The sequence below is a fragment of the Pseudomonas entomophila L48 genome (genome assembly GCF_000026105.1).
GTDB lineage: Bacteria > Pseudomonadota > Gammaproteobacteria > Pseudomonadales > Pseudomonadaceae > Aquipseudomonas > Aquipseudomonas entomophila.
Window position 1 is genome coordinate 664364 of sequence record NC_008027.1, and the last position, 19612, is coordinate 683975.

The window sequence follows — 19612 nt, forward strand, 5'->3', positions numbered from 1 at the left end:
GTGACCATGTGCAAACCCTGGATCGTCCTGGCCTGTCTTGCCCTGTCGCCGGTCAGTTGGGCGCAGGAGCCGCCCCGGCAGCCACGCCCGCAGACCGCCACCGAAGCGCTGTTGCAGGTCCAGGCCAGCAACCGTCAGGGGTCACGGATACCCCAGGTGCAGACCGACAAGGAGCGCGACCAGGCGATGCAGCGCTGGCTGGACAGCTACAAGTACGCGATCCCGGACTTCTACCGCTGGACCAAGGTCAATTCCTCCAACAACTGACGTGTAGGCGCCAGCCTTGCTGGCGAACCGCGGCTCACATCGAACTACCGTGTGGAACCGTTCGCCAGCAAGGCTGGCTCCTACAGGTCTGCAGCGGCTATTCACCCTGTAGGAGCCGGCTTGCCGGCGAACCATTCGCGCCTTGGAATACGCTGGGGTGCCGTTCGCCAGCAAGCTGGCGCCTACGATACGGCTCAGTGGGTGGTGAACCGCTGGTGCACCGGCGACGACCGCGGCGTCAAGGCCAGGGCCAGTTGCGTGCGGTTGTGCATGTGGGTCAGGCGCAGCACCTGCGACACATAGAGCTTCACGGTGTTCTCGGTGATGCCCAGCTCGCAGGCGATCTGGTAGTTGGTCTTGCCCTTGCTCACCAGCTTGGCCACCTCCAGCTGGCGCGGCGACAGCTTCTCGAACGCCGGTGGCAGTTCGGCCTCGCCTTCGTCGGTGTCGGTGGCACGGCGGTGAGCGCCCTGCCCACGGGCCTTCTCCAGGTCCTGATAAAGATCGTCGATGGACTCGGCCAGCTCCTGCAGGCGCTGGTTCAGGCTGCCCAGCTCGCGGAAGTTGCGCCGCCGCTCCAGCAACGCCTGCTCCTGGCGGCGCACGCCCTCGAGCAACTCGTCCAGGTCCATGGGCTTTTGGTAATAATCTGCAAAACCTTCGCGCAGGGCGCGGATCACATCCTGCTTGTCGGCCCGGCCGGTCAGCATGATCGCCTCGAACATGCGCTGCGGCCCGGTCATCTGTTTCAGCGCACGGACCAGCTCGATGCCATCACGGTCAGGCATGTGCAGGTCGCAAAGAATCAGGCCGATGGCTTCGTCGGCCTTGTAGCATTCGATGGCCTCGGCCGTGGAATGGGCCGCTACGCAGCGATATCCCTCGCTTTCGAGGAACTCGCATAACTCTTCGACGATCATCGGCTGGTCATCGACAACCAGCATCTTCACCTCACTGATGGTTTTGCTCACGTTCAACTCCCTGTGAATGCGGCCCTGCTCCCGGGCCAGACGCTCTGGCAGGAAGAAAAGTAGTCGCACTTTGCAATTATGTATATGGACTGTAGACCGGTTCCGACCGCTGGGCCGATTATTGGATCCACACGGCGGTCAGCAGGAAGCCCGCCAGCACATAAGGCGCAAAGGGCTGCTTGTCACCCACTTCTTCGGCGAGTTTTTGCAGGCGTTTCTTCACTTTCGGGTTGAGCAGGGTCCACAGCCGGCGCCTGCCGAACATCCAGGCCAGCACGGTGATCCCGGCGCCGATGAAGGTGCCGAGCACGTATTGCGGGCTGGTGGCCAGGGCCAGGGCGCCCATCAGCTTGACGTCGCCAGCACCGAAGCGGCCGAGCATGTAGCCGGGCAGGGTGAGCAGCATGACGATGGCCAGGGCCCAGCCGGCCTCGCTGGCGTCGGCGCCGATCCAGCTGTGGCCGGTGGCGAACAGCCAGGCCAGGGCGCAGCCCGCGACACCCAGGGTGAGGGTGTTGGAAATCTGCCGTTCACGGACATCTTGTTCAGTACACAAGGCAAGCCACATCAGGAGAACAATGCTTTGCATTGGCAGAATGCCATCCCTATTCGTTGAACGGTTCTATGCTGTCAAACAGGTCTCACAGTCAGGGTAGACGCGATCATGAAAGCAAGCCCGGCGGGACGGCAAAAAGGCGCGGCAGCCATCGAGTTTGTCGCGGTATTCATGGTGTTTTTCGCGGTGTTCTACGGTTTGGTGAGCTACACCCTGCCGATGCTGATGCTGCAGTCGTTCAACCAGGCCAGCAGCGAGGCGGTGCGCCGCTGCGTGGCGGTGGACCCGAGCAGCCAGACCTACGAGCTGGACGTGCAGGGCCTGGCCCGCCAGGTGATCGGCCAGCAGCTGTCGTGGATGCCCAATGCGCTCGGTTTCAACCTGCTCACCGACACCCGGATCAGCGTGGGCACCGACAAGGTGCTGACCGTGGTCATCGACTATCCGCGCACGCGCCTTACCCGTGTGCTGCCCACCTTGGTACTGCCGGTGGTCGGCGAGGTGCCCAAGCTGCCCGACCGGTTGCAGGCCCAGGCGAGCCTCCAGCTATGAGTGGCGGGCTGTTCGACCGTTGGCGCGCAGCGCCTCCATCCGCCGTTGAACCACAAGCCTTGCCCGCCGTGGGCCTGCAACTGCTGCTTGACGATCACGCGCAGGTTCTGCGCCTGTCCGGGCCGTTGCGCACCTTGCTGGCCTTGCCAGGGCGGCCGGGCGCGCGCCTGCATGACTACCTGCAACGACACAGCTGGCTGGTGATCGAAGGCGAGCCCGGCGATTGGCAGGGGCAGCCCCTGGACCTTGATTTCAACACTGTGGTGGGCCATGCATTGCACACCCGCGGTTGGCTGCAGCGTCATGGGCCGGCCTGGTTGCTGCAACTGTTCGATATCGGTGATTTGTTGCGCGAGCAGCGTTGGGACCGCCAGCGGCCGTTGCTTGGCGAGATCGGACACGCCCTGCGTGAATGTGGTTCACAGCGTCTGGCGCAGACCGCCAGCGCTCAATTGCAGGTACTGGCCGAGCACTGGCAGGCGGCGTCGCTGCGCCTGATGCTGCGCGAGCCTGATGGCTGGCGCCATTACGCCAGCAGTGACAGTACGTGGCCTTGGCCGCAGGACAGCCGCCTGCAGACCCGATTGGACCGCTTGCCGGCAGCCACCCCGCTGGATGTGAGGGACGATCCGGAATTCCAGGCGTTGTGTGGTGGCGCTACATTGCTTCTGCTGCCCTACCGCCAAGGGCAGGATGCCGAAGCCTGGTTGCTGTGCGCCGGCGCCACGCAGGTGCCGGAGGCCGATATGGCACTGGCGTTGGTGCGAACCCTGGTCGAGCCGTTGCTGGCCCGCTTGTGGCGCCAGCAGTGGCAGCAGCAGTCCACGCATCTGGACGAGCTGCAGCGGCATTTGGGGGCAGGCTGGTGGGAATGGCCGGCGCAGGGGGATCTGCAACTGGATTCGGCGCTGGCTCAGGCGCTCGGCCTGCCACCCAAGGTCAGCCTTGGTCAATGGCTGGCCGGCCTGCATCCAGCCGACCGCGAGCCCGCGCAACTGGCACTGGCGCAGGCACGCGAAGGGCGCGCGTTGAACCTGAGCCTGCGATTGCTGGACGACGGTGCCCTGGAGGCCCCGCGCTGGTGGCAGTGGGTGGGCCAGCTGCAAGGGCAGCGGCTGCATGGCTTCCTGCTCGATATAAGCGTGCTCAAAGCTCAGGAGCAGCAGGCCGGAATGGCCCGCGCACGCCTGGAAAACCTGATCGCCAGCTCTCCCGCGGTGATCTATGTGCAGCGCTACGCCGACGGCGCGCTGCACAGCGACTTCTTCAGCGCCAGCCTGGCACCGCTTCTGGGCTGGGACGTCGATGGCGAGCTGGCGCGCCAGCCCGGCCTGGCCGTGCACCCGGACGACCGCCCGCTGTGGCTGGCCCGCACCCGCAGCCTGCTGCACGAAGGCCAGGTGCGCTGCCGCTATCGGTTGCGCGACCAGCTCGGTGGCTATCACTGGATGCTCGACGAGGCCCGCCTGCTGCGCAACGAGCTCGGCCAGCCAGTAGAGGTGGTGGGGTTGTGGCTGGATGTCAGCGAGGCGACCGAGGCCGCCGAGCGCATGCGCCAGAGCGAGGAGCGCTACCGTGCGCTGGTGGAGGACTCGCCGGCGATGATCTGCCGCTATCGTCCGGACCTGACCCTGGTGTTCGGCAACCGGCCGCTGGCCGACTACCTGCAATGCGCACCGGAACAGCTGTTGGGCGCCAACCTGGGCCAGTGGTTGTCCGACGCCCAGCGTGAAGCCTTCCTTGAACGCCTGCGGGCATTGACCCCGGAGCAGCCCTTGAGCAGCGCGGAAATTTGCCTGCAACTGCCGGGCCGCGAGCATGCGTGGTGGGTGTGGGCCGACCGTGGCTTGTTCGACGCGCAGGGCCAGTTGTTGGAGATCCAGGCCGTGGGCCGCGACAACACCGAACTGCGCCGTAGCCAGCAACAGCTGTTACAGGGGGCCAAGATGGCCACCCTCGGCGAGTTGGCCACCGGCTTGGTGCACGAGATCAACCAGCCGCTCAATGTGATGCGCATGGCCGTGGCGAACGCCCTCAAGCGCCTGGAGATGGGCACGGCGGAGCCGGCCTACCTGGAAGACAAGCTGCGCCGCGTCGAGGCCCAGGTCGACCGCGCCTCGCGCCTGGTCGAGCACATGCGGGTGTATGGCCGGCGTTCGGCGCTTGAACCTGTGCCGTTCACCGCCTGGAGCGCGGTGGAGGGGGCCCGTGCGCTGCTGGACGAGAGCCTGCGTGGCAAGGGCGTGGACTTGAGCCTCGAGCCGCCGGCACAACAGCCGCTGGTACTCGGGCAGCAGGATCAGCTTGAGCAGGTGCTGATCAACCTGCTGGTCAATGCCCGCGACGCCTTGCTCGAACAGGGGCGTACGGGGGCGTGGATCCGGGTACGCCAGCAGCAGGCGGGCGAGCACCTGTGTCTGCTGGTCGAAGACAACGGCGGTGGCATCGACCCGCAGTTGCACGAACGTATCTTCGAGCCGTTCTTCACCACCAAGCCGGCGGGCGTCGGCACCGGCCTGGGGCTGTCGGTGAGCCATGGCATCGTCAGCCAGATGGGTGGCCGCCTGAGCGTGGCCAACAGTACCGAGGGCGCCTGCTTCCGTATCGAGCTGCCGCTCTACAGCACCAACTGAGCGTGGCCGCTGGAGCAGCTCAGGTTGGCGCCGACCTGCGCGTTGGCCAGGTCGACGCCCAGGGTCTTGAGCAGGCCGTTGACCAGTGGGTCGAGCACCGGGCTGAGCAGGTTGCGGATCAGCGGTTCGAGGATGTTCTTCACACCGTCCAGCAGGCCAGCGGTCAGCACCAGCACCTGGCCCAACCCGCTGTTGGCAGTCGGCCGGTAGGCCTCCAGACGGATGCCAGTGAGGGTGTCGGACAGGCTGGAGACGACCTGGGCCTGGCCGCTGTCCATTGGCTGGTAGGTGGGCGGCTGGCCGATGTCGGTGGGGGCGAAGGCGCCGGCGAACACCAGGGGTTCCTCCGTGGGGTTGTTGCCCAGCACTTTGCTGTCCACCCGCAGGCCGATACCGCCCCCCGCGAAGGGCACCCGGGTGCCGCACGATGGCGGCAGGATCAGCAGGCGGCTGCAGACGTTGGTGCCGATGTCGATCAGCGGCAGTGCCTTGACCACGGTGGTGCCCTGGCTGAGGAAGTCGGCCGGGGTGTCGAACTTGCCCACCGCGATCCTCGCCGCCGAGCGCTGGGTGAGGGTGGTCAGGCTCTTGGGCGAGCAGGTGTAGTTGTCTGGTGGCGCCGGGCGCAGGCGGCTGGTGGCCTCGGCCACCTCCACGCCGATATCGATATGGACCTTGTCTTCCAGCAGCTTGATGTCGCTGACCTTGCACGGCACACCGAGGGCGCAGGTCACCGATTGCAAGGTGCCCAGCAGGTTCAGGCTGAGCAGGTTGTTGAGCACGTTGGTCAGCGGCGCGGCCAGGTCCAGCACGGCGTTGGCCAGGCCGGCTATGCCGCCTAAAAGGGGCAGGTCGACAGACACCAGTGCCCGCACCTGGGCGGTGTGCACCCGCAGCTCGTCGCTGCGGGGGTCGCCGATGGCGGAAAGCTGCTGCGGTTCGATCACCCGTACCTGCACCCGGCCACTGGCCACGCCCAGCAGGTTGATCGGCAGGTCGGCGTTGACCGCGCGCTCCTTGGCCGACAGCTGGATCACCCCCTGCACCAGCTGCAACAGTTGGATACTCGCATCCAGGCCGGCCTGGGCGGTGCCGTTCTGCAGGTCCAGCAAGTCGCCCAGTTGCAGGCCGGTGATCGGCAGATCGAGGGCAAGCTTGCCCAGGTTGGTGACCACGTCGGCGGCGGCGCCCCCCTGTTGCAGCACCTTGACCGCCGCTTGCAGCAAGGTCGTGGCGCTGGTGTCGAGGCTGAGCAATTTCTGGTAGTCGCCCACCTCGACGTTCAGGTCGATGGCCAGCTGGTCGAGGTAATGCAGCAGGTTGAGCTGGGTGTTGGCGATGCCCTGCCAGCCCAGCAGGTCGAGCTGCAATGTGCCGCCCAGGGCCTTGGTCAGTGCGTTGAGCAGCGAGCCCTGGCTGGCATTGACGGTGGCCAGGCTGCTGCGAATGCTCAGCATCGCCAAGGGCGGCATGGGGCTGGCGGCCACCGCGCTGGCATGCAGGGTGGTGGTGCGCGGCACGGTATTGCCCTGGACCATGGCAAACACCCCGGCGGCGACGCTGGTGACCACCACATTGCTGACTTCGACCTTGATCGCCTCGTTGCGAGTGTTGTCGGCGACGAAGCGGCGCAGGTTGTCGTTGCCGGTGCGCAGGTAGCCGCAGCTGGCGATCAGCGGGTCGGTGACGGCTAAACCGTTGCGGGTGGCGGCGTTGCGGGCCAGGGCGAAGGCTTGCGGGCCGCTGCCGTTGCAGCTGGCCGAGTGTTCGGCGGCCTCCAGCGCGGCCATGTCGGCGATGCGCTGGAGCTTGCGTTGTTCGAGGTAGAGGCGGCCACTGTCGACCGACAGCAGCATGAACAGCAGGGCCAGGCCCATGGTCAGCGCGGCCATCAGGCCGATCGCGCCCTGCTGGCGGGCGACGGAACGAGGAACCACGGGCACTCCTTTGCCGGCCTTCGGCCCGGCAGCGCGGCGGCGGTCAAAGGAGTGTAGTCAAGGTGATGGCAAGTTGCCTTGGTCTGGGCGCTCGTGGAACTGCTGCCCTACCTCTGTAGGAGCGGCTTTAGCCGCGATCCAGGCACCGCGGTGTCTGGCACCCGCTCAGCGGGTGATCGCGGCTAAAGCCGCTCCTACACAGGGGGTGTGCAAGGTTTGATGCCCTCAATGCGGCGGATACTGGCTGAGCACCTGCGCCACGGTCTTCTGGATCGCCGCGTTGCGCTCCTGCGGGCTGGGCGGGTAGTTATTCATGATCTGCTCGGCGCTGCCGCGCCACACCAGCTTGCCGTCGCGGCCATCGAACAGGTCGACCTGAATGGTCGCTACCTTGTAGTCGACGCTGCGGGTCTCGTTGTACATCGGCCCGCCCCAATAGCCACCCCAGTAACCGCCCCAGGCACCACCGTAGTTGGTGGTGATCTGCTGCTGGCGGTCCTCCACGATCAGGTAGGCGCGCACCCTCACGTCAGGCTTGGCGTTGGCCAGGGTCGGGCGCAGGCCACGCTGGTCGAGCTGCTCGGCCACCGCCTGGCGGATGCGCTGCTCGGTCAGGTCGCTCTTGATGCGCGGATCGTCCGGGCGATAGTGCAGGCCCGGTTCCTGCCAGGCCCAGCTGCGGTAGGCGGCGAAGTCGCGACTGGCGTCGAAATCCTGCTGGACGTTGTTGCTCGAGCAGGCCGCGAGCAACAGCGCGAAGGCGAGTAGAACGTGGCGGCGCAACATGATGGTTCTCCGGGGCGAAGTTAACTGGGAGGATAGCCGCTCAGCGCCTTGTCCACCGATTCGCGCAGGGCGTTTTCGCGATCACGCGGCGAGTCCTTGCCACTGCCACTCTCGGCGCTGGCACTCCACACCGGCTGGCCGTTGCGGGCATCGAACAGGTCGATGCGCACCACCAGCACCTCGACCTCGTAGGTGCGCACGATCGGCACGCTGCCATAGGCGCCATAGCCGTTGCGGTAGCCACCGTAGCCGATGCTGCCGTAGGGGTACGGGCCGTAGTAGGGGTCGTAGTAGTCGTAGTCGCGCACCTGGCGCAGGCGCCGCTCCAGACGCAGGTCGGCGCTGACCAGCAGGTCGGCGGGGCCATTGCGCGCCGGGCGCAGGCCGTGCTGGTCGAGGGCGCTGCTCACCGCGTCGGCGAGCTGGGCGGGGTCGGCGCTGGCCATGCCGCTGGGTAACTGGTTGTTGCGCCAGCTCCAGCTGCGATAGCGCCCGTAGTCGCGTGGCGCGGCCGGGTAGGCACTGGCGTCGAAGGTGTTGGCCGCTTGGGGCGGCGCCGGTGGCAGGGGATTGCTGCTGGCCACGTAGGGGTTGCTGCCCTGGCAGGCGGCCAGGGCAAGGGGCAGCAGGGCCAGGCAGAGCGAGCGATACAGCATGGTTTCTCCTGGCCTTGGTGTCAGTGGGGGCGGCAGATCCAGTGCAGGTAGCGGCCCAGCCCGGCAAAGCCCGGGTGGCGACGGTGGGCCAGTTCCATTTCCAGCAGGTCGAGCAGCTCGGCCTTTTCCTGGAACTCCTTGGGCATGTAGTCGTGGAACACGCGCACGCCACTCTCGCTTTCGACCTGCCACAGAGGTTCAAGTTGCGCCTTGAGGTCCCGTGGATCAAGTGGTTTTTGTGGGGTCAGGCTCTGTTTCTCGCCGGCCATGCGGTTGCTGCGCAGCTTGCGGAAATGCCCCTTGAGCAGGTTGCGGTAGACCAGCGCATCGCGGTTGTAGAAGGCCAGCGACAGCCACCCCCCCGGTGCGGTCAACTGGTGCAGCACCGGCAGGATGCTCTCGGGCTCGGCCAGCCATTCCAGCACGGCGTGGCACAGCACCACGTCGTAGGGCTCGGTGAGCTGGCCCAGCAGGTCCTGCCAGGGCGCCTGGATGAACTCGGCGGCCTGGCCGGCTTGCTGGAAGCGCTCGCGGGCGCCGTCGAGCATGGGCGTGGCGGGTTCGGCGAGGGTCAGGTGATGGCCGCGCTGGGCCAGCCACAGGGCCATGTGGCCCAGGCCCGCGCCGATGTCGAGAATACGCAGCGGGCGGTCGGGCAGCGTCTCGGCCAGGTCGGCCTGGAGCACCGCCAGGCGGATGGCGCCCTTGGCGCCGCCGTAGATCTTCTCGGCGAAACGGGTGGCCAGTTCATCGAAGTGACGGTCGTTCATTTGGCGAAGCGCCTCTCGCTGTCGGCCAGCTTGGCCCGCACCACCTCGTTCATGTCCAGGCCCAGCTCGCTGCACAGCAGCAACAGGTACAGGACGATGTCGCCGACCTCCTGCCCTGCGTGGGCGAGCTGGTCGGCGGTGAGCTGGCGCGATTCGTCCTCGCTCAGCCACTGGAAGATTTCCACCAGTTCGGCCATCTCGACGCTGGCGGCCATGGCCAGGTTCTTCGGGCTGTGGAAGCCGCGCCAGTCGTTGTTGTCGCGGATGCGGTGCAGGCGCTCGGTCAGTTCTTGCAGGTTCATCGGGGTCTCCTCGTGGCGCATAGCTTCCAGCGAGGGGAAACGCAAAGCAAGCGCCACCTGTAGGCGCCGGCCTTGCCGGCGAAGGCCGTGACACCGCTCAAAGCGGTGCCCATCTCCCGACCATATGCACCAACCCTCCATGGCCATCCAGCCGCAATTCACCCGTCGCCCCAGCCTCGCTGGCACTGAGCACCACCTCCGAAGGCAGGCGCACCGGTTTACGAAAATCCACCGCGAACTCATAACCCGCCGCGGGTAAATGCCCATGCAACGCCGCCAGCGCCATGGCCTTGCTCCACATGCCATGGGCGATGGCGCGGGGAAAACCGAACAGCCGGGCCGTGACGCTGCTCAGGTGAATGGGGTTGTAGTCGCCGCAGACCCGGGCATAGCGCCTGCCGATGTCGCTGTCGGCATACCAGCGGGTGGCCTCGGGGAGGTGGGCGGGCTCGGCTTCGGGCGTTTCAACACCTTGCTGCTCGAGCTTGAGGCCACGTACCAGCATGCGGCTGGTTTCGCGCCAGAGCAGGCCCAGGCCGTCTTCGGCCTCGGTGACCAGGTCGAAGGTGCCGCCTTTCTCGTGGGGTTGCAGGTTGTCCGCGTATACCGCAAAACGCAGGCCGTCGATGCCACCGAGCGGGCGCAGCACCTGGATGGCGTTGTGCAGGTGCACCAAGCCCAGCAGCGGGAAGGGGAAGTCATGGGCGGTCAGCAGCTGCATCTGCAGGGCGAACGCCAGGACATGCGGGTAGGTGCCTGGCAAGCGGCCATCGTCGACGAAGTGGCAGAGCCGACGGTACGCCGCCAGCTGTTGCGGGTCGACCCGCAGGAAGCAGCGCAGGCCCTGCTCGGGCAATGTGCTGCCATGGATCTTGCGTTTGGCCAAGGCCCGCAGGTACAGGCTGGCACTCGAGTCGGAACTGTGCAGTTCTTGCCAGGGTCGGTTCATGTTCAGGCCCCCATCAATGCCTGGCCACAGACTCGCAGCGCCTGGCCATTGACTGCCCCCGAGCCCGGCTGGCTGAGCCAGGCGATGGCTTCGGCGACATCCTGCGGCAAGCCGCCCTGGCCCAGCGAACTCAGGCGCCGCCCGGCCTCGCGCAGGCCCATGGGCATGGCGGCGGTCATATGGGTCTCGATGAAGCCCGGCGCCACGGCATTGATGCTGGCGCCGCGCTCGGCCAGTGGCTTCGCCCAGGCCTGGGCGAGGCCGATCAGCCCGGCCTTGCTGGCGGCGTAATTCGATTGGCCACGATTGCCGGCAATACCGCTGACCGAAGCGAGCAGGGTGATGCGCGCGTTGTCGCGCAGTGTGCCGGCTTCCAGCAGCGCCTGGGTCAGCAGCTGGGGCGCCCTGAGGTTGACCGCCAGCACCGCGTCCCAGTATTCCGGGGTCATGTTCGCCAGGGTCTTGTCACGGGTGATGCCGGCGTTGTGCACCAGGATGTCCAGGCCGTCGGGCAGCGCCTCGACCAGTTGCGCGGCGGCGTTGGCGGCGCAGATGTCCAGGGCCAGGGCGCGGCCACCGAGGCGCGCGGCGAGGGCGTCGAGGTCCTTTTGCGCCTGGGGCACGTCCAGCAGGGTGACCTCGGCGCCATCGCGGGCCAGGGTCTCGGCAATGGCCGCGCCGATGCCGCGGGCAGAGCCTGTGATCAGCGCGCGGCGCCCGGCCAGCGGGCGCGTCCAGTCCTCGACCTGGGCTGTACAGGCACTCAGGCGCAACACCTGGCCTGAAACGAACGCGCTCTTGGGTGACAGGAAGAAGCGCAGGGTGCCGTCCAGCTGGTCTTCGGCACCCGCGCCGACATACAGCAGGTTGGCCGTGGCACCGTTGCGCAGCTCCTTGGCCAGCGAGCGGCTGAAACCCTCGAGGGCGCGCTGGGCGACACTGGCCTGCGGGTAGTCGAGGCCTTCCGGCGTGCGGCCGAGGATCACCACGTGGGCGCAGGGCGCCAGGCTGCGCAGCAAGGGCTGGAAGAATTCGCGCAACTGCTTGAGCTGGTCGCTGTCGGACAGGTGGCTGGCATCGAACACCACGGCCTTGAGTTTCGGCCCGAGGCCGGCGACCCAGGGCGCGGATACCAGGCTGTCGTCATTGAAGCTGTAGCAATCGGCGGTCAGGCGCGGGGCAATCGTCTCGACATGCCTGGCCAGCGGCCCGCCACCGAGCACCAGCGCCCCCTCCACTGGGCGCAGGCGGCCGGCCTGCCAGCGCTCCAGCGGCACCGGGCGCGGCAGGCCGAGGGCATCGACCAGGCGGCGGCCGAGGGCGGAGTTGGCAAAGCCGATGTAGCGATCGCTCATGGGGGTTCTCCCTGAAAGGCAAGCATGCAGTGTGGACCAAGTTTGTCGCAGGGGCGTTCGAATGCTGTAAAAGAACCTAGGCTTACGGATCAATTTGTTTCAGGAGGAACAGGCATGCGTTCAACTCGCCGGGTCGCGATATTGGGTGGAAACCGGATCCCTTTTGCCCGCTCCAATGGCGCCTACGCCAAGGCCAGTAACCAGGCGATGCTCACCGCCACCCTGGAAGGGCTGATCGAACGCTACCGCCTGCATGGCCTGTGCCTGGGCGAAGTAGCCGCGGGCGCGGTGCTCAAGCATTCCCACGACATGAACCTGACCCGCGAATGCGTGCTTGGTTCGCGGCTGGCGCCGCAGACCCCGGCCTACGACATCCAGCAGGCCTGTGGCACGGGGCTGGAGGCGGCGTTGCTGGTGGCCAACAAGATCGCTCTCGGGCAGATCGAAAGCGGCATTGCCGGTGGCGTCGATACCACTTCCGATGCGCCGATCGCGGTCAACGAGGGCCTGCGCCAGATCCTGCTGCAGGCCCATCGCGGACGAAACCTGGGCGAGCGGCTCAAACCGTTCCTCAAGCTGCGCCCAAGGCACCTGATCCCGACGTTGCCGCGCAACGGCGAGCCGCGCACGGGGTTGTCCATGGGCGAGCACTGCGAGCAGATGGCGCAAACCTGGCAGATTGACCGCGTCGAGCAGGACGAACTGACCTTGCGCAGCCATCAGCGCCTGGCAGCGTCCTATGCCGAAGGCTGGCACGACGACCTGCTAACGCCGTACCTGGGCCTGACCCGCGACAACAACCTGCGCCCGGATCTCACGCTCGAACAACTGGCGGCACTCAAGCCGGTGTTCGATCGCAGTGGCCTGGGCACCCTGACACCGGGCAACTCCACGCCGCTCACCGATGGCGCCTCGCTGGTGCTGCTGGGTAGCGAGCAATGGGCCGAAGAGCACGCTCTGGAGGTCATGGCCTACCTGGTCGATGGCGAGAACGCCGCGGTGGACTTCGTCCATGGTCAGGAAGGGCTGCTGATGGCACCGGTGTACGCAGTGCCGCGCCTGCTGGCGCGCAATGGCCTGACCCTGCAGGATTTCGACTACTACGAAATCCACGAAGCCTTCGCCGCCCAGGTGTTGTGCACGCTCAAGGCCTGGGAAGACGCCGACTATTGCCGCACCCGCCTGGGGCTCGAGGCGCCGTTGGGGGCCATCGACCGCAGCAAGCTCAATGTCCATGGCAGCTCGCTGGCGGCAGGGCATCCATTCGCCGCGACGGGTGGGCGGATCCTGGCCAGCATGGCCAAGCTGCTGGCCAGGCGCGGCAAGGGGCGCGGGTTGATTTCGATCTGCGCGGCGGGGGGGCAGGGAGTGACGGCGATCATCGAGCGGTGATCGGCCTGGGATCGAGGCGGCCCCTTCGCGGATAAATCCGCTCCTACAGGTTTAGCGGTACTCCTGTGGGAGCTTGGCCGCTGTTACGCTTGTCTGATCAGCACCATAAGAAGCCCCCATGCCGAGCATCGGACATCCCCGCCCCATTCCCGCCCTGGACCGGCTCCCCCGGCCACTCTATGCCCGCGCCGAAAGCCTGGGCGCCGGCTCCTGGACCACCCGCCACCAGCACGACTGGGTGCAGTTTTCCTATGCCATCAGTGGCGTGCTCGGTGTCTACACCAGTGACGGCAGCTACTTTGCACCACCGCAATGGGGCGTGTGGATTCCGGCCGGCACCGAACATGACGTGGTGACCTCGATGCAGGCCGAGATGCGCAGCTTGTATGTGCGCCGCGATGCGTGCACATGGGCGCCGGCAGAATGCCGGGTGCTGGAGGTCACGCCGTTGGCGCGGGAACTGATCAAACAGTTCTGTACCTTCGCGGTGGAGTATCCGGAGGAGGAGAGTGTCGAGGCGCGGCTGGTCGCGGTGTTGCTGGACCAATTGCGGACCTTGCCCGAGGTGGGGTTTTCCCTCCCGTTGCCCCGTCATCCGGGCTTGCTGGCGCTGTGCAATGGCCTGATCGCCGAGCCTGACCAACCCCAGACCCTGCAGCAGTGGGCAGTGCGGCTGGGCGTTTCGGAGAAGACGTTGATGCGCCTGTTCCAGCGCGAGACGGGCTTGAGTTTTCGCAACTGGCGCCAGCGCATGCGCCTGCTGTCATCGCTGGCGCTGCTGGAAGCAGGAGAAAGCGTGACCCAGGCGGCGCTGGGCTGTGGGTACGATTCGACGTCGGCGTACATCGCGGCGTTCAAGCAGATGTTCGGCGCCACGCCTGGTGAGCTCAAGCTCTGAGCAGGCCTGTCGCGAATGACCTGTAGGAGCCAGCTTGCTGGCGAACCGCACAACGCCATATCCCAAGGCGTGCAGCGGTTCGCCGGCAAGCCGGCTCCTACAGACAAGCGCCTCAGGTCCTGAACCGGCGCACCAACGCATCCAGCTCGTTGGACAACCCCGCCAGGCTCTCGGAATCCTGCCGCGCCGCCTGGGCCAACTCTGCCACCAACTGGGCATCGCCGTGGATCTGGCTGATATGCCGGTTGATATCCTCGGCCACCTGGTGCTGCTCCTCGGCGGCGGTGGCGATCTGGGTGTTCATGTCGCGAATGATGTCCACCGACTCGCGGATCTGCCCGAAACTGTCGCGCGCCATACCAATACGGCTGACCGACTGCTGCGACACCTCGATACTCGCGTGCATCTGTTCGGCCACCTGCGCGGTGCGGCTGGCCAGGTTGCCCAGCAGGCCGTCGATCTCGGCGGTAGAGTCGGCGGTGCGCTTGGCCAGGGCGCGTACTTCGTCGGCCACTACCGCGAAACCACGGCCTTGTTCGCCGGCGCGGGCTGCTTCGATGGCGGCGTTGAGCGCCAGCAGGTTGGTCTGCTCGGCGATCGAACGGATGGTCCCGAGAATCGACTGGATCGCGTTGCTGTCGCGCTCCAGCTGCTGGATCGACTGCGCCGACTGCTCGATCTCCTGGCTCAGGCGATCAACACTCTGTACTGCCGCGTCGATCTGCTGCTGGCCTTCGCGGGCCTGCTGCTGGCCGCTGTCGGCCGACATCGCCGCCTGGCTGCAGGAACGGGCCACTTCGTTGGCGGTGGCGACCATCTCGTGGAAGGCGGTGGAGACCATGTCCACGGCTTCGCGCTGGCGCCCGGCGGCTTCGGCCATGTCGCCGGAAACCCGGGTCGAGCTGCTGGAGGTGCTGAGGATCTTGTTGGCCGCCGCGCCGATATGCTGGATCAGGCTGCGGATGGCGCCCAGGAATTGGTTGAACCAGCTGGCCAATTGGGCGGTTTCATCGCGGCCACGGATCTCCAGGCTGCGGGTCAGGTCGCCTTCGCCCTGGGCGATGCCCTCCAGGCCGCTGCTGACGCTGTTGATCGGGCGCACGATGAGCTTGGCGAAGGCCGCGCCGACGCCGGCGAACACCGCTGCCAGAACCAACGCGACGGCCCCGATCAGCCAGGTCAGGCGGGTGGTGGTCTGCATGACCTCGTCCTGCTGGATCAGGCCGATGAAGGTCCAGCCCAGTTGCTCGTCGGGATAGATGTTGGCCATGTAGCGTTCGCCATTGATCTCGACTTCCGCCAGGCCCTTGCCGGCCTTGGCCAGTTCGGCGTAACCGCCACCCAGGCTGGCGAGCTGCTTGAAGTTGTGGCTGGCATCGCGCGGGTCGACCATCACGTTGCCGTTGTGCTCCATCAGGATCAGGTAGCCGCTTTCGCCCAGCTTGATCTGCTTGACGATCTCGGTCAGGCCCTTGAGCGACACATCGATATTGACCACCCCGCCGGGGTTGCCCAGTTGGTTGGCCACCGCGCGCACGGTGCTGACCAGCACGGCGTCGTCACCAGCCCAGTAGTAGGGCGCGGTGCGCAGGGTCTTGCCGGGGTTGGCCATGGCCGCCTGGTACCAGGGGCGGGTGCGCGGGTCGTAGTTGGCCATCTTCGGGTCGCCGGGCCAGAAGGCGTAGCCGCCGTCTTTCAGGCCGTAGGAGACGTAGGCGTAGTCCGGGTGGCTCTGGGCCAGGCGCGAGAACAGGTCGAACAGCGCTTTGTCCTGTTCGCCGGGGACGATACTGGCGGCGTCGGCGCTGATGTGCTTCTTCACGTTGTCGGCAGTGGCGGCCACCAGCGGTTGCGCAGCCAGGTAGTCGACGTTCTGGGTGATGCCCTGGAAGAAGATGTCCATGGCGTTGCCGACCTGGCGGATTTCCCGGCTGCTGTTGTCGAGGAAATCGTCGCGGGCTTCGCCGCGCAGGTTGAGCACCACCAGGGTGGCGACCAGGACGATGGGCAGGCCGGCGATGACGGCGAAGGCCCAGGTCAGTTTCTGCTTGATGTTCATCCACGCTCCCAGATTTTTTCTTGTCGATGCTTGAGGCCGGTATCAGGGCATCGGCAAGGGCTGGGATTCTTGAAGGGAAAGGCCCGTATTTATTGGGCGAAAGTCACAATTTAGGGGGTATCGGTCGGCACAAGGCTAATATGGCATACCGTAGGAGCCGGCTTGCCGGCGAACATCGGCGAAACAGGTGCCATGGCTGGCGCCTGCGGTTCGCCGGCAAGCCGGCTCCTACGGTATGGCGCGGGTCAATGGCAGCAACCGCTGCCATTGGCCAGGTCCTTGAGGATCGGACAATCCGGCCGGTCATCGCCCTGGCAGTGGGACACCAGCTCACCCAGGGTATCGCGCAGGCTCACCAGCTCCTCGATGCGCCGATTCAATTCATCGATATGCTGTATCGCCAGCGCCTTCACATCGGCGCTGGCACGCTGACGGTCCTGCCAGAGGGTCAGCAACTTGGCCACTTCCTCCAGGGAAAACCCCAGGTCACGGGAGCGCTTGATGAACGCCAGGCTGTGCAGGTCCTCCTGCTGGTACAGGCGGTAGCCGCTGTCGCTGCGCTTGGCCGGGCGCAGCAGGCCGATGGACTCGTAATAGCGGATCATCTTGGCGCTGAGCCCGCTGCGGCGGGCGGCCTGGCCGATGTTCATGGCGCCTCCTGTTCGGTCGCGGTGGGTTTCCAGGTTTTCAGCCACAAGGCATTGCTTACCACGCTGACGCTGGACAGGGCCATGGCCGCCCCGGCCAGTACCGGGTTGAGGTAGCCCAGGGCCGCCAGGGGGATGCCCACCAGGTTGTAGATGAACGCCCAGAACAGGTTCTGGCGGATCTTCGCGTAGGTCTTGCGGCTGATCTCCAGGGCGGCCGGCACCAGGCGCGGATCGCCGCGCATCAGGGTGATGCCGGCGGCCTGCATGGCCACGTCGGTGCCGCCGCCCATGGCGATGCCGATATCGGCGGCGGCCAGGGCCGGGGCATCGTTGATGCCGTCGCCGACCATGGCCACCACGCCGTCCTTTTTGAGCGCGGCAACGGTGGCCGCCTTGTCGGCCGGCAGCACTTCGGCGTGCACGTCGTCGATGCCCAGGGCATCGGCCACCACCTTGGCGCTGCCACGGTTGTCACCGGTCAGCAGGTGGCTGCTGATGCCACGGGCATGCAGCGCCTCGATGGCCTGGCTGGCGCCGGGCTTGAGGCTGTCGCCGAAAGCGAACAGGCCCAGCACCCGGGGTTGGGCGCCACGCTCGATCAGCCAGGACAGGGTGCGGCCTTCTGCTTCCCAGGCGTGGGCGCTGGTCGCCAGCTCGCCGGGTTGAAGCAGGCTTTCATCGAGCAGGCGACGATTGCCCAGCGCCAGCTCCCGACCCTCCACCTGGCCGGCGATGCCTCGGCCGGTGAGGGACTGGCTGTCGCTCACCGTCGGTACATCCAGATGCTGTTCAGCGCAGGCGTCGAGCACGGCCTTGGCCAAAGGGTGTTCGCTGCCGCGTTGCAGGGCACCGGCCAGGCGCAGCAGTTCGCTGTCGTCGCCGCTGGCAGCCTGGCTGTGGACAATGCGCGGGCTACCCGAGGTGAGGGTGCCGGTCTTGTCGAACACCACCCGGTTCACCGCGTGGGCGCGTTCCAGGGCTTCGGCGTCCTTGATCAGGATGCCGTGGCGGGCGGCGACGCCGGTACCGGCCATGATCGCGGCGGGTGTCGCCAGGCCAAGGGCGCAAGGGCAGGCGATCACCAGCACGGCCACGGCATTGATCAGGGCGGTTTCCAGCGGCGCCCCGGCCAGCCACCAGCCGACCAGGGTGATCAATGCCAGCACCAGCACCGCAGGGACGAATACCTGGCTGACCCGGTCGACCAGTTTCTGGATCGGTGCCTTGGCTGCCTGGGCGTCTTCTACCAGTCGGATGATACGCGCGAGCACGGTTTCGGTGCCCAGGGCCAGCGTCTTGACCAGCAGGCGGCCCTCACCGTTGATGGCGCCCCCCGTGACGGTGTCACCCGGTTGCTTGGGGACTGGCAGGCTCTCACCGCTGATCAAGGCCTCGTCGGCGTGGCTGCTGCCTTCGAGCACCTCACCGTCGACCGGGAAGCGCTCGCCGGGCTTGACCAGTACCAGGTCGCCCAGGCGCAGTTGGCTGATCGCGACGTCTTCCTCGCGGCCCTCGACGACACGCAGCGCCCGCTCGGGGCGCAAGGCCTCCAGGGCGCGGATGGCGCTGGCGGTCTGGCGCTTGGCGCGGCTTTCAAGGTACTTGCCCAGCAGCACCAGGGCGATCACCACTGCCGAGGCTTCGAAATACAGGTGCGGCGTCATGCCGGCGTGGGCATTGGCCCACTGGTAGAGGCTCAGGCCGTAACCTGCGCTGGTGCCCAGGGCTACCAGCAGGTCCATGTTGCCGGCGCCGGCGCGTACGGCCTTCCAGGCGGCCACATAGAAGCGCGCACCGAGAATGAACTGCACGGGGGTCGCCAGCAGGAACTGGGCCCAGGCCGGCAGCATCCAGTGCAGGCCGAAGGGTTGCACCAGCATGGGCAGCACCAGGGGCAGGGCCAGCAGCAACGCGGCGCCCACCGCCAGGCGTTCATTGCGCAGCCGTCGTTGTGCTTGCGTGTGGTCGTCGTGGGCCGTGCGCGGCAGGCTGGCGCTGTAGCCCGCTTTTTCCACCGCGTTGATCAAGACGCTGTCATCGACTGCCAGCAGTACTTCAAGATGGGCGCGCTCACTGGCCAGGTTGACGCTGACCTGCTCCACGCCCGGGAGCTTGCCGAGGGCGCGTTCGACGCGGCCGGCGCAACTGGCGCAGGTCATGCCGCCGATCTGCAGTTCGAGGGTGCGGGTGGGAACGCTGTAACCGGCCTCGCGCACCGCGCCGACCAGGGCGGGCAGGCTGTCGGCCGGGGCCTGGACTCGGGCCTGTTCGGTGGCGAGGTTGACGCTGACGTGTTCGGTGCCTGTGACCTTGCGCAAGGCGCGCTCGACACGACCGGCGCAACTGGCGCAGGTCATGCCGGCGATCGGCAGGTCGAAGGTGGTGGATGCGGGCATGGCTCTCTCCTCCGTGGACTGGCCTCCAGCATCAACCTTGCCATGCGGTCAAGGTCAATAGCCCAGGCCGGCTCGCTTCAACACCAGGCCATCATGCCCCATGGCAATGCGGTACTTGTTGATCTGGCCCGCCTGCAGCGTCAGGCGCGTGCTGCGCTGGTCCTCGACGCCCGGGGCGCAACCCGGCACCTGCCCAGGCAGCAGGCGCAGGCGCACATCGACCGGGCCTGGCGGCAGGTTGAACGACGTCGACTGTTCCTGGAACACACGCCCGGACAACTGATCGTTCAGGTAGATGCCGATCTCGCAACTGGTGGCCACTTCCAGACGCTCCCGGGAAATGATCAGCACGCTGTAGTCCGCGTTGCCCTCGGCGCTGGCCGGTGGTACCACGGCCAGCGCACCCAGCAATCCGGCGAGGGTCAATGCTGCCCTGATCATGTTGAATCTCCTGCTTGGCTAAATCGTCAAAGGCGCAGCTTG

The 19612-nt window shown here is 66.6% G+C and carries 18 protein-coding genes and 1 pseudogene; 5 read left to right on the forward strand and 14 right to left on the reverse strand.

All coding sequences use genetic code 11. The features are described 5' to 3' along the window. Nucleotides 1-6 precede the first annotated feature (6 nt). Nucleotides 7-267 (forward strand): DUF3613 domain-containing protein, encoded by a 261-nt coding sequence (locus PSEEN_RS03040; protein WP_011532021.1) that lies wholly within the window; start codon nucleotides 7-9, stop codon nucleotides 265-267. A gap of 194 nt (nucleotides 268-461) precedes the next feature. Here PSEEN_RS03040 and PSEEN_RS03045 read toward each other — a convergent pair whose 3' ends face one another. Both PSEEN_RS03045 and PSEEN_RS03050 read right to left on the reverse strand, forming a co-directional pair. Further along, nucleotides 462-1211 carry a response regulator transcription factor gene (locus PSEEN_RS03045; protein WP_011532022.1) on the reverse strand — a complete coding sequence of 250 codons (750 nt, stop codon included), beginning with the start codon at nucleotides 1209-1211 and terminating at the stop codon, nucleotides 462-464. Nucleotides 1212-1356: 145 nt separating this feature from the next. Next, nucleotides 1357-1827 (reverse strand): A24 family peptidase, encoded by a 471-nt coding sequence (locus PSEEN_RS03050; protein WP_011532023.1) that lies wholly within the window; start codon nucleotides 1825-1827, stop codon nucleotides 1357-1359. Nucleotides 1828-1902: 75 nt separating this feature from the next. Here PSEEN_RS03050 and PSEEN_RS03055 point away from each other — a divergent pair, with 75 nt between their 5' ends. Together PSEEN_RS03055 and PSEEN_RS03060 are read left to right on the forward strand one after the other, a co-directional pair. After that, complete coding sequence (locus tag PSEEN_RS03055) at nucleotides 1903-2346, forward strand: TadE/TadG family type IV pilus assembly protein (protein WP_011532024.1); 444 nt, start codon at nucleotides 1903-1905, stop codon at nucleotides 2344-2346. Next, entirely contained in the window at nucleotides 2343-4979 is a 2637-nt protein-coding gene (locus tag PSEEN_RS03060; protein ID WP_044487625.1) for a PAS domain-containing sensor histidine kinase, read from the forward strand. The genes PSEEN_RS03055 and PSEEN_RS03060 overlap by 4 nt, the downstream gene beginning before the upstream one ends. Here the strand turns inward: PSEEN_RS03060 and PSEEN_RS03065 are convergent. From PSEEN_RS03065 to PSEEN_RS03095, 7 genes are all read right to left on the reverse strand, one after another. Next, complete coding sequence (locus PSEEN_RS03065; protein WP_231845291.1) at nucleotides 4964-6916, reverse strand: pilus assembly protein TadG-related protein; 1953 nt, start codon at nucleotides 6914-6916, stop codon at nucleotides 4964-4966. The genes PSEEN_RS03060 and PSEEN_RS03065 overlap by 16 nt on opposite strands. A 225-nt stretch (nucleotides 6917-7141) precedes the next feature. Further along, nucleotides 7142-7702, reverse strand: a complete 561-nt coding sequence (locus PSEEN_RS03070; protein WP_011532027.1) for a DUF4136 domain-containing protein — start codon at nucleotides 7700-7702, stop codon at nucleotides 7142-7144. A 20-nt stretch (nucleotides 7703-7722) separates the two neighbouring features. Beyond that, complete coding sequence (locus tag PSEEN_RS03075; RefSeq protein ID WP_011532028.1) at nucleotides 7723-8358, reverse strand: DUF4136 domain-containing protein; 636 nt, start codon at nucleotides 8356-8358, stop codon at nucleotides 7723-7725. A gap of 20 nt (nucleotides 8359-8378) precedes the next feature. After that, on the reverse strand, nucleotides 8379-9128 hold the full coding sequence (locus PSEEN_RS03080; RefSeq protein ID WP_011532029.1) for a methyltransferase domain-containing protein: 750 nt from the start codon (nucleotides 9126-9128) through the stop codon (nucleotides 8379-8381). Next, nucleotides 9125-9430, reverse strand: a complete 306-nt coding sequence (locus PSEEN_RS03085; protein WP_011532030.1) for a MazG-like family protein — start codon at nucleotides 9428-9430, stop codon at nucleotides 9125-9127. The genes PSEEN_RS03080 and PSEEN_RS03085 overlap by 4 nt, the downstream gene beginning before the upstream one ends. Nucleotides 9431-9527: 97 nt before the next feature. After that, complete coding sequence (locus PSEEN_RS03090) at nucleotides 9528-10379, reverse strand: MaoC family dehydratase (protein WP_011532031.1); 852 nt, start codon at nucleotides 10377-10379, stop codon at nucleotides 9528-9530. A 2-nt stretch (nucleotides 10380-10381) separates the two neighbouring features. Beyond that, a complete protein-coding gene (locus PSEEN_RS03095; RefSeq protein WP_011532032.1) occupies nucleotides 10382-11734 on the reverse strand; it encodes a 3-oxoacyl-ACP reductase in 1353 nt (450 codons plus the stop codon). A gap of 114 nt (nucleotides 11735-11848) precedes the next feature. On the opposite strand from PSEEN_RS03095, the gene PSEEN_RS03100 reads away from it, so the two are divergent. Further along, nucleotides 11849-13126 carry an acetyl-CoA C-acetyltransferase gene (locus PSEEN_RS03100; RefSeq protein ID WP_011532033.1) on the forward strand — a complete coding sequence of 426 codons (1278 nt, stop codon included), beginning with the start codon at nucleotides 11849-11851 and terminating at the stop codon, nucleotides 13124-13126. A gap of 118 nt (nucleotides 13127-13244) precedes the next feature. Then, entirely contained in the window at nucleotides 13245-14024 is a 780-nt protein-coding gene (locus PSEEN_RS03105) for an AraC family transcriptional regulator (protein ID WP_011532034.1), read from the forward strand. A 112-nt stretch (nucleotides 14025-14136) separates the two neighbouring features. On the opposite strand, the gene PSEEN_RS27190 is transcribed toward PSEEN_RS03105, so the two are convergent. The 5 genes and pseudogenes from PSEEN_RS27190 to PSEEN_RS03125 all read right to left on the reverse strand — a co-directional run bounded on the left by PSEEN_RS27190 (nucleotide 14137) and on the right by PSEEN_RS03125 (nucleotide 19570). After that, nucleotides 14137-14904 (reverse strand): methyl-accepting chemotaxis protein, encoded by a 768-nt coding sequence (locus PSEEN_RS27190; RefSeq protein WP_420806620.1) that lies wholly within the window; start codon nucleotides 14902-14904, stop codon nucleotides 14137-14139. 90 nt (nucleotides 14905-14994) lie between these two features. Further along, nucleotides 14995-16083 (reverse strand): annotated as a pseudogene (locus PSEEN_RS27195) (HAMP domain-containing protein); the annotation flags it as partial. A 245-nt stretch (nucleotides 16084-16328) separates the two neighbouring features. Next, nucleotides 16329-16733, reverse strand: coding sequence for a Cu(I)-responsive transcriptional regulator (cueR, locus tag PSEEN_RS03115; protein WP_011532036.1), 405 nt, complete (start codon nucleotides 16731-16733; stop codon nucleotides 16329-16331). Further along, the gene (locus PSEEN_RS03120; RefSeq protein ID WP_011532037.1) at nucleotides 16730-19129 is read right to left on the reverse strand and encodes a heavy metal translocating P-type ATPase; all 2400 of its coding nucleotides are present in this window, start codon (nucleotides 19127-19129) and stop codon (nucleotides 16730-16732) included. Before PSEEN_RS03120 ends, cueR begins: the two co-directional genes overlap by 4 nt. Nucleotides 19130-19183: 54 nt before the next feature. Then, the gene (locus PSEEN_RS03125; protein WP_011532038.1) at nucleotides 19184-19570 is read right to left on the reverse strand and encodes a hypothetical protein; all 387 of its coding nucleotides are present in this window, start codon (nucleotides 19568-19570) and stop codon (nucleotides 19184-19186) included. Nucleotides 19571-19612: the final 42 nt, after the last annotated feature.

Coding starts and splice junctions, on each gene's coding strand:
- PSEEN_RS03100 (WP_011532033.1), top strand. CDS start 11,849: ATGCGTTCAACTCGCCGGGTCGCGATATTGGGTGGAAACCGGATCCCT.
- PSEEN_RS03055 (WP_011532024.1), top strand. CDS start 1,903: ATGAAAGCAAGCCCGGCGGGACGGCAAAAAGGCGCGGCAGCCATCGAG.
- PSEEN_RS03040 (WP_011532021.1), top strand. CDS start 7: ATGTGCAAACCCTGGATCGTCCTGGCCTGTCTTGCCCTGTCGCCGGTC.
- PSEEN_RS27190 (WP_420806620.1), bottom strand. CDS start 14,904: ATGGCCGAAGCCGCCGGGCGCCAGCGCGAAGCCGTGGACATGGTCTCC.
- PSEEN_RS03105 (WP_011532034.1), top strand. CDS start 13,245: ATGCCGAGCATCGGACATCCCCGCCCCATTCCCGCCCTGGACCGGCTC.
- PSEEN_RS03080 (WP_011532029.1), bottom strand. CDS start 9,128: ATGAACGACCGTCACTTCGATGAACTGGCCACCCGTTTCGCCGAGAAG.
- PSEEN_RS03045 (WP_011532022.1), bottom strand. CDS start 1,211: ATGCTGGTTGTCGATGACCAGCCGATGATCGTCGAAGAGTTATGCGAG.
- PSEEN_RS03050 (WP_011532023.1), bottom strand. CDS start 1,827: ATGCAAAGCATTGTTCTCCTGATGTGGCTTGCCTTGTGTACTGAACAA.
- PSEEN_RS03060 (WP_044487625.1), top strand. CDS start 2,343: ATGAGTGGCGGGCTGTTCGACCGTTGGCGCGCAGCGCCTCCATCCGCC.
- cueR (WP_011532036.1), bottom strand. CDS start 16,733: ATGAACATCGGCCAGGCCGCCCGCCGCAGCGGGCTCAGCGCCAAGATG.
- PSEEN_RS03075 (WP_011532028.1), bottom strand. CDS start 8,358: ATGCTGTATCGCTCGCTCTGCCTGGCCCTGCTGCCCCTTGCCCTGGCC.
- PSEEN_RS03070 (WP_011532027.1), bottom strand. CDS start 7,702: ATGTTGCGCCGCCACGTTCTACTCGCCTTCGCGCTGTTGCTCGCGGCC.
- PSEEN_RS03120 (WP_011532037.1), bottom strand. CDS start 19,129: ATGCCCGCATCCACCACCTTCGACCTGCCGATCGCCGGCATGACCTGC.
- PSEEN_RS03095 (WP_011532032.1), bottom strand. CDS start 11,734: ATGAGCGATCGCTACATCGGCTTTGCCAACTCCGCCCTCGGCCGCCGC.
- PSEEN_RS03085 (WP_011532030.1), bottom strand. CDS start 9,430: ATGAACCTGCAAGAACTGACCGAGCGCCTGCACCGCATCCGCGACAAC.
- PSEEN_RS03125 (WP_011532038.1), bottom strand. CDS start 19,570: ATGATCAGGGCAGCATTGACCCTCGCCGGATTGCTGGGTGCGCTGGCC.
- PSEEN_RS03090 (WP_011532031.1), bottom strand. CDS start 10,379: ATGAACCGACCCTGGCAAGAACTGCACAGTTCCGACTCGAGTGCCAGC.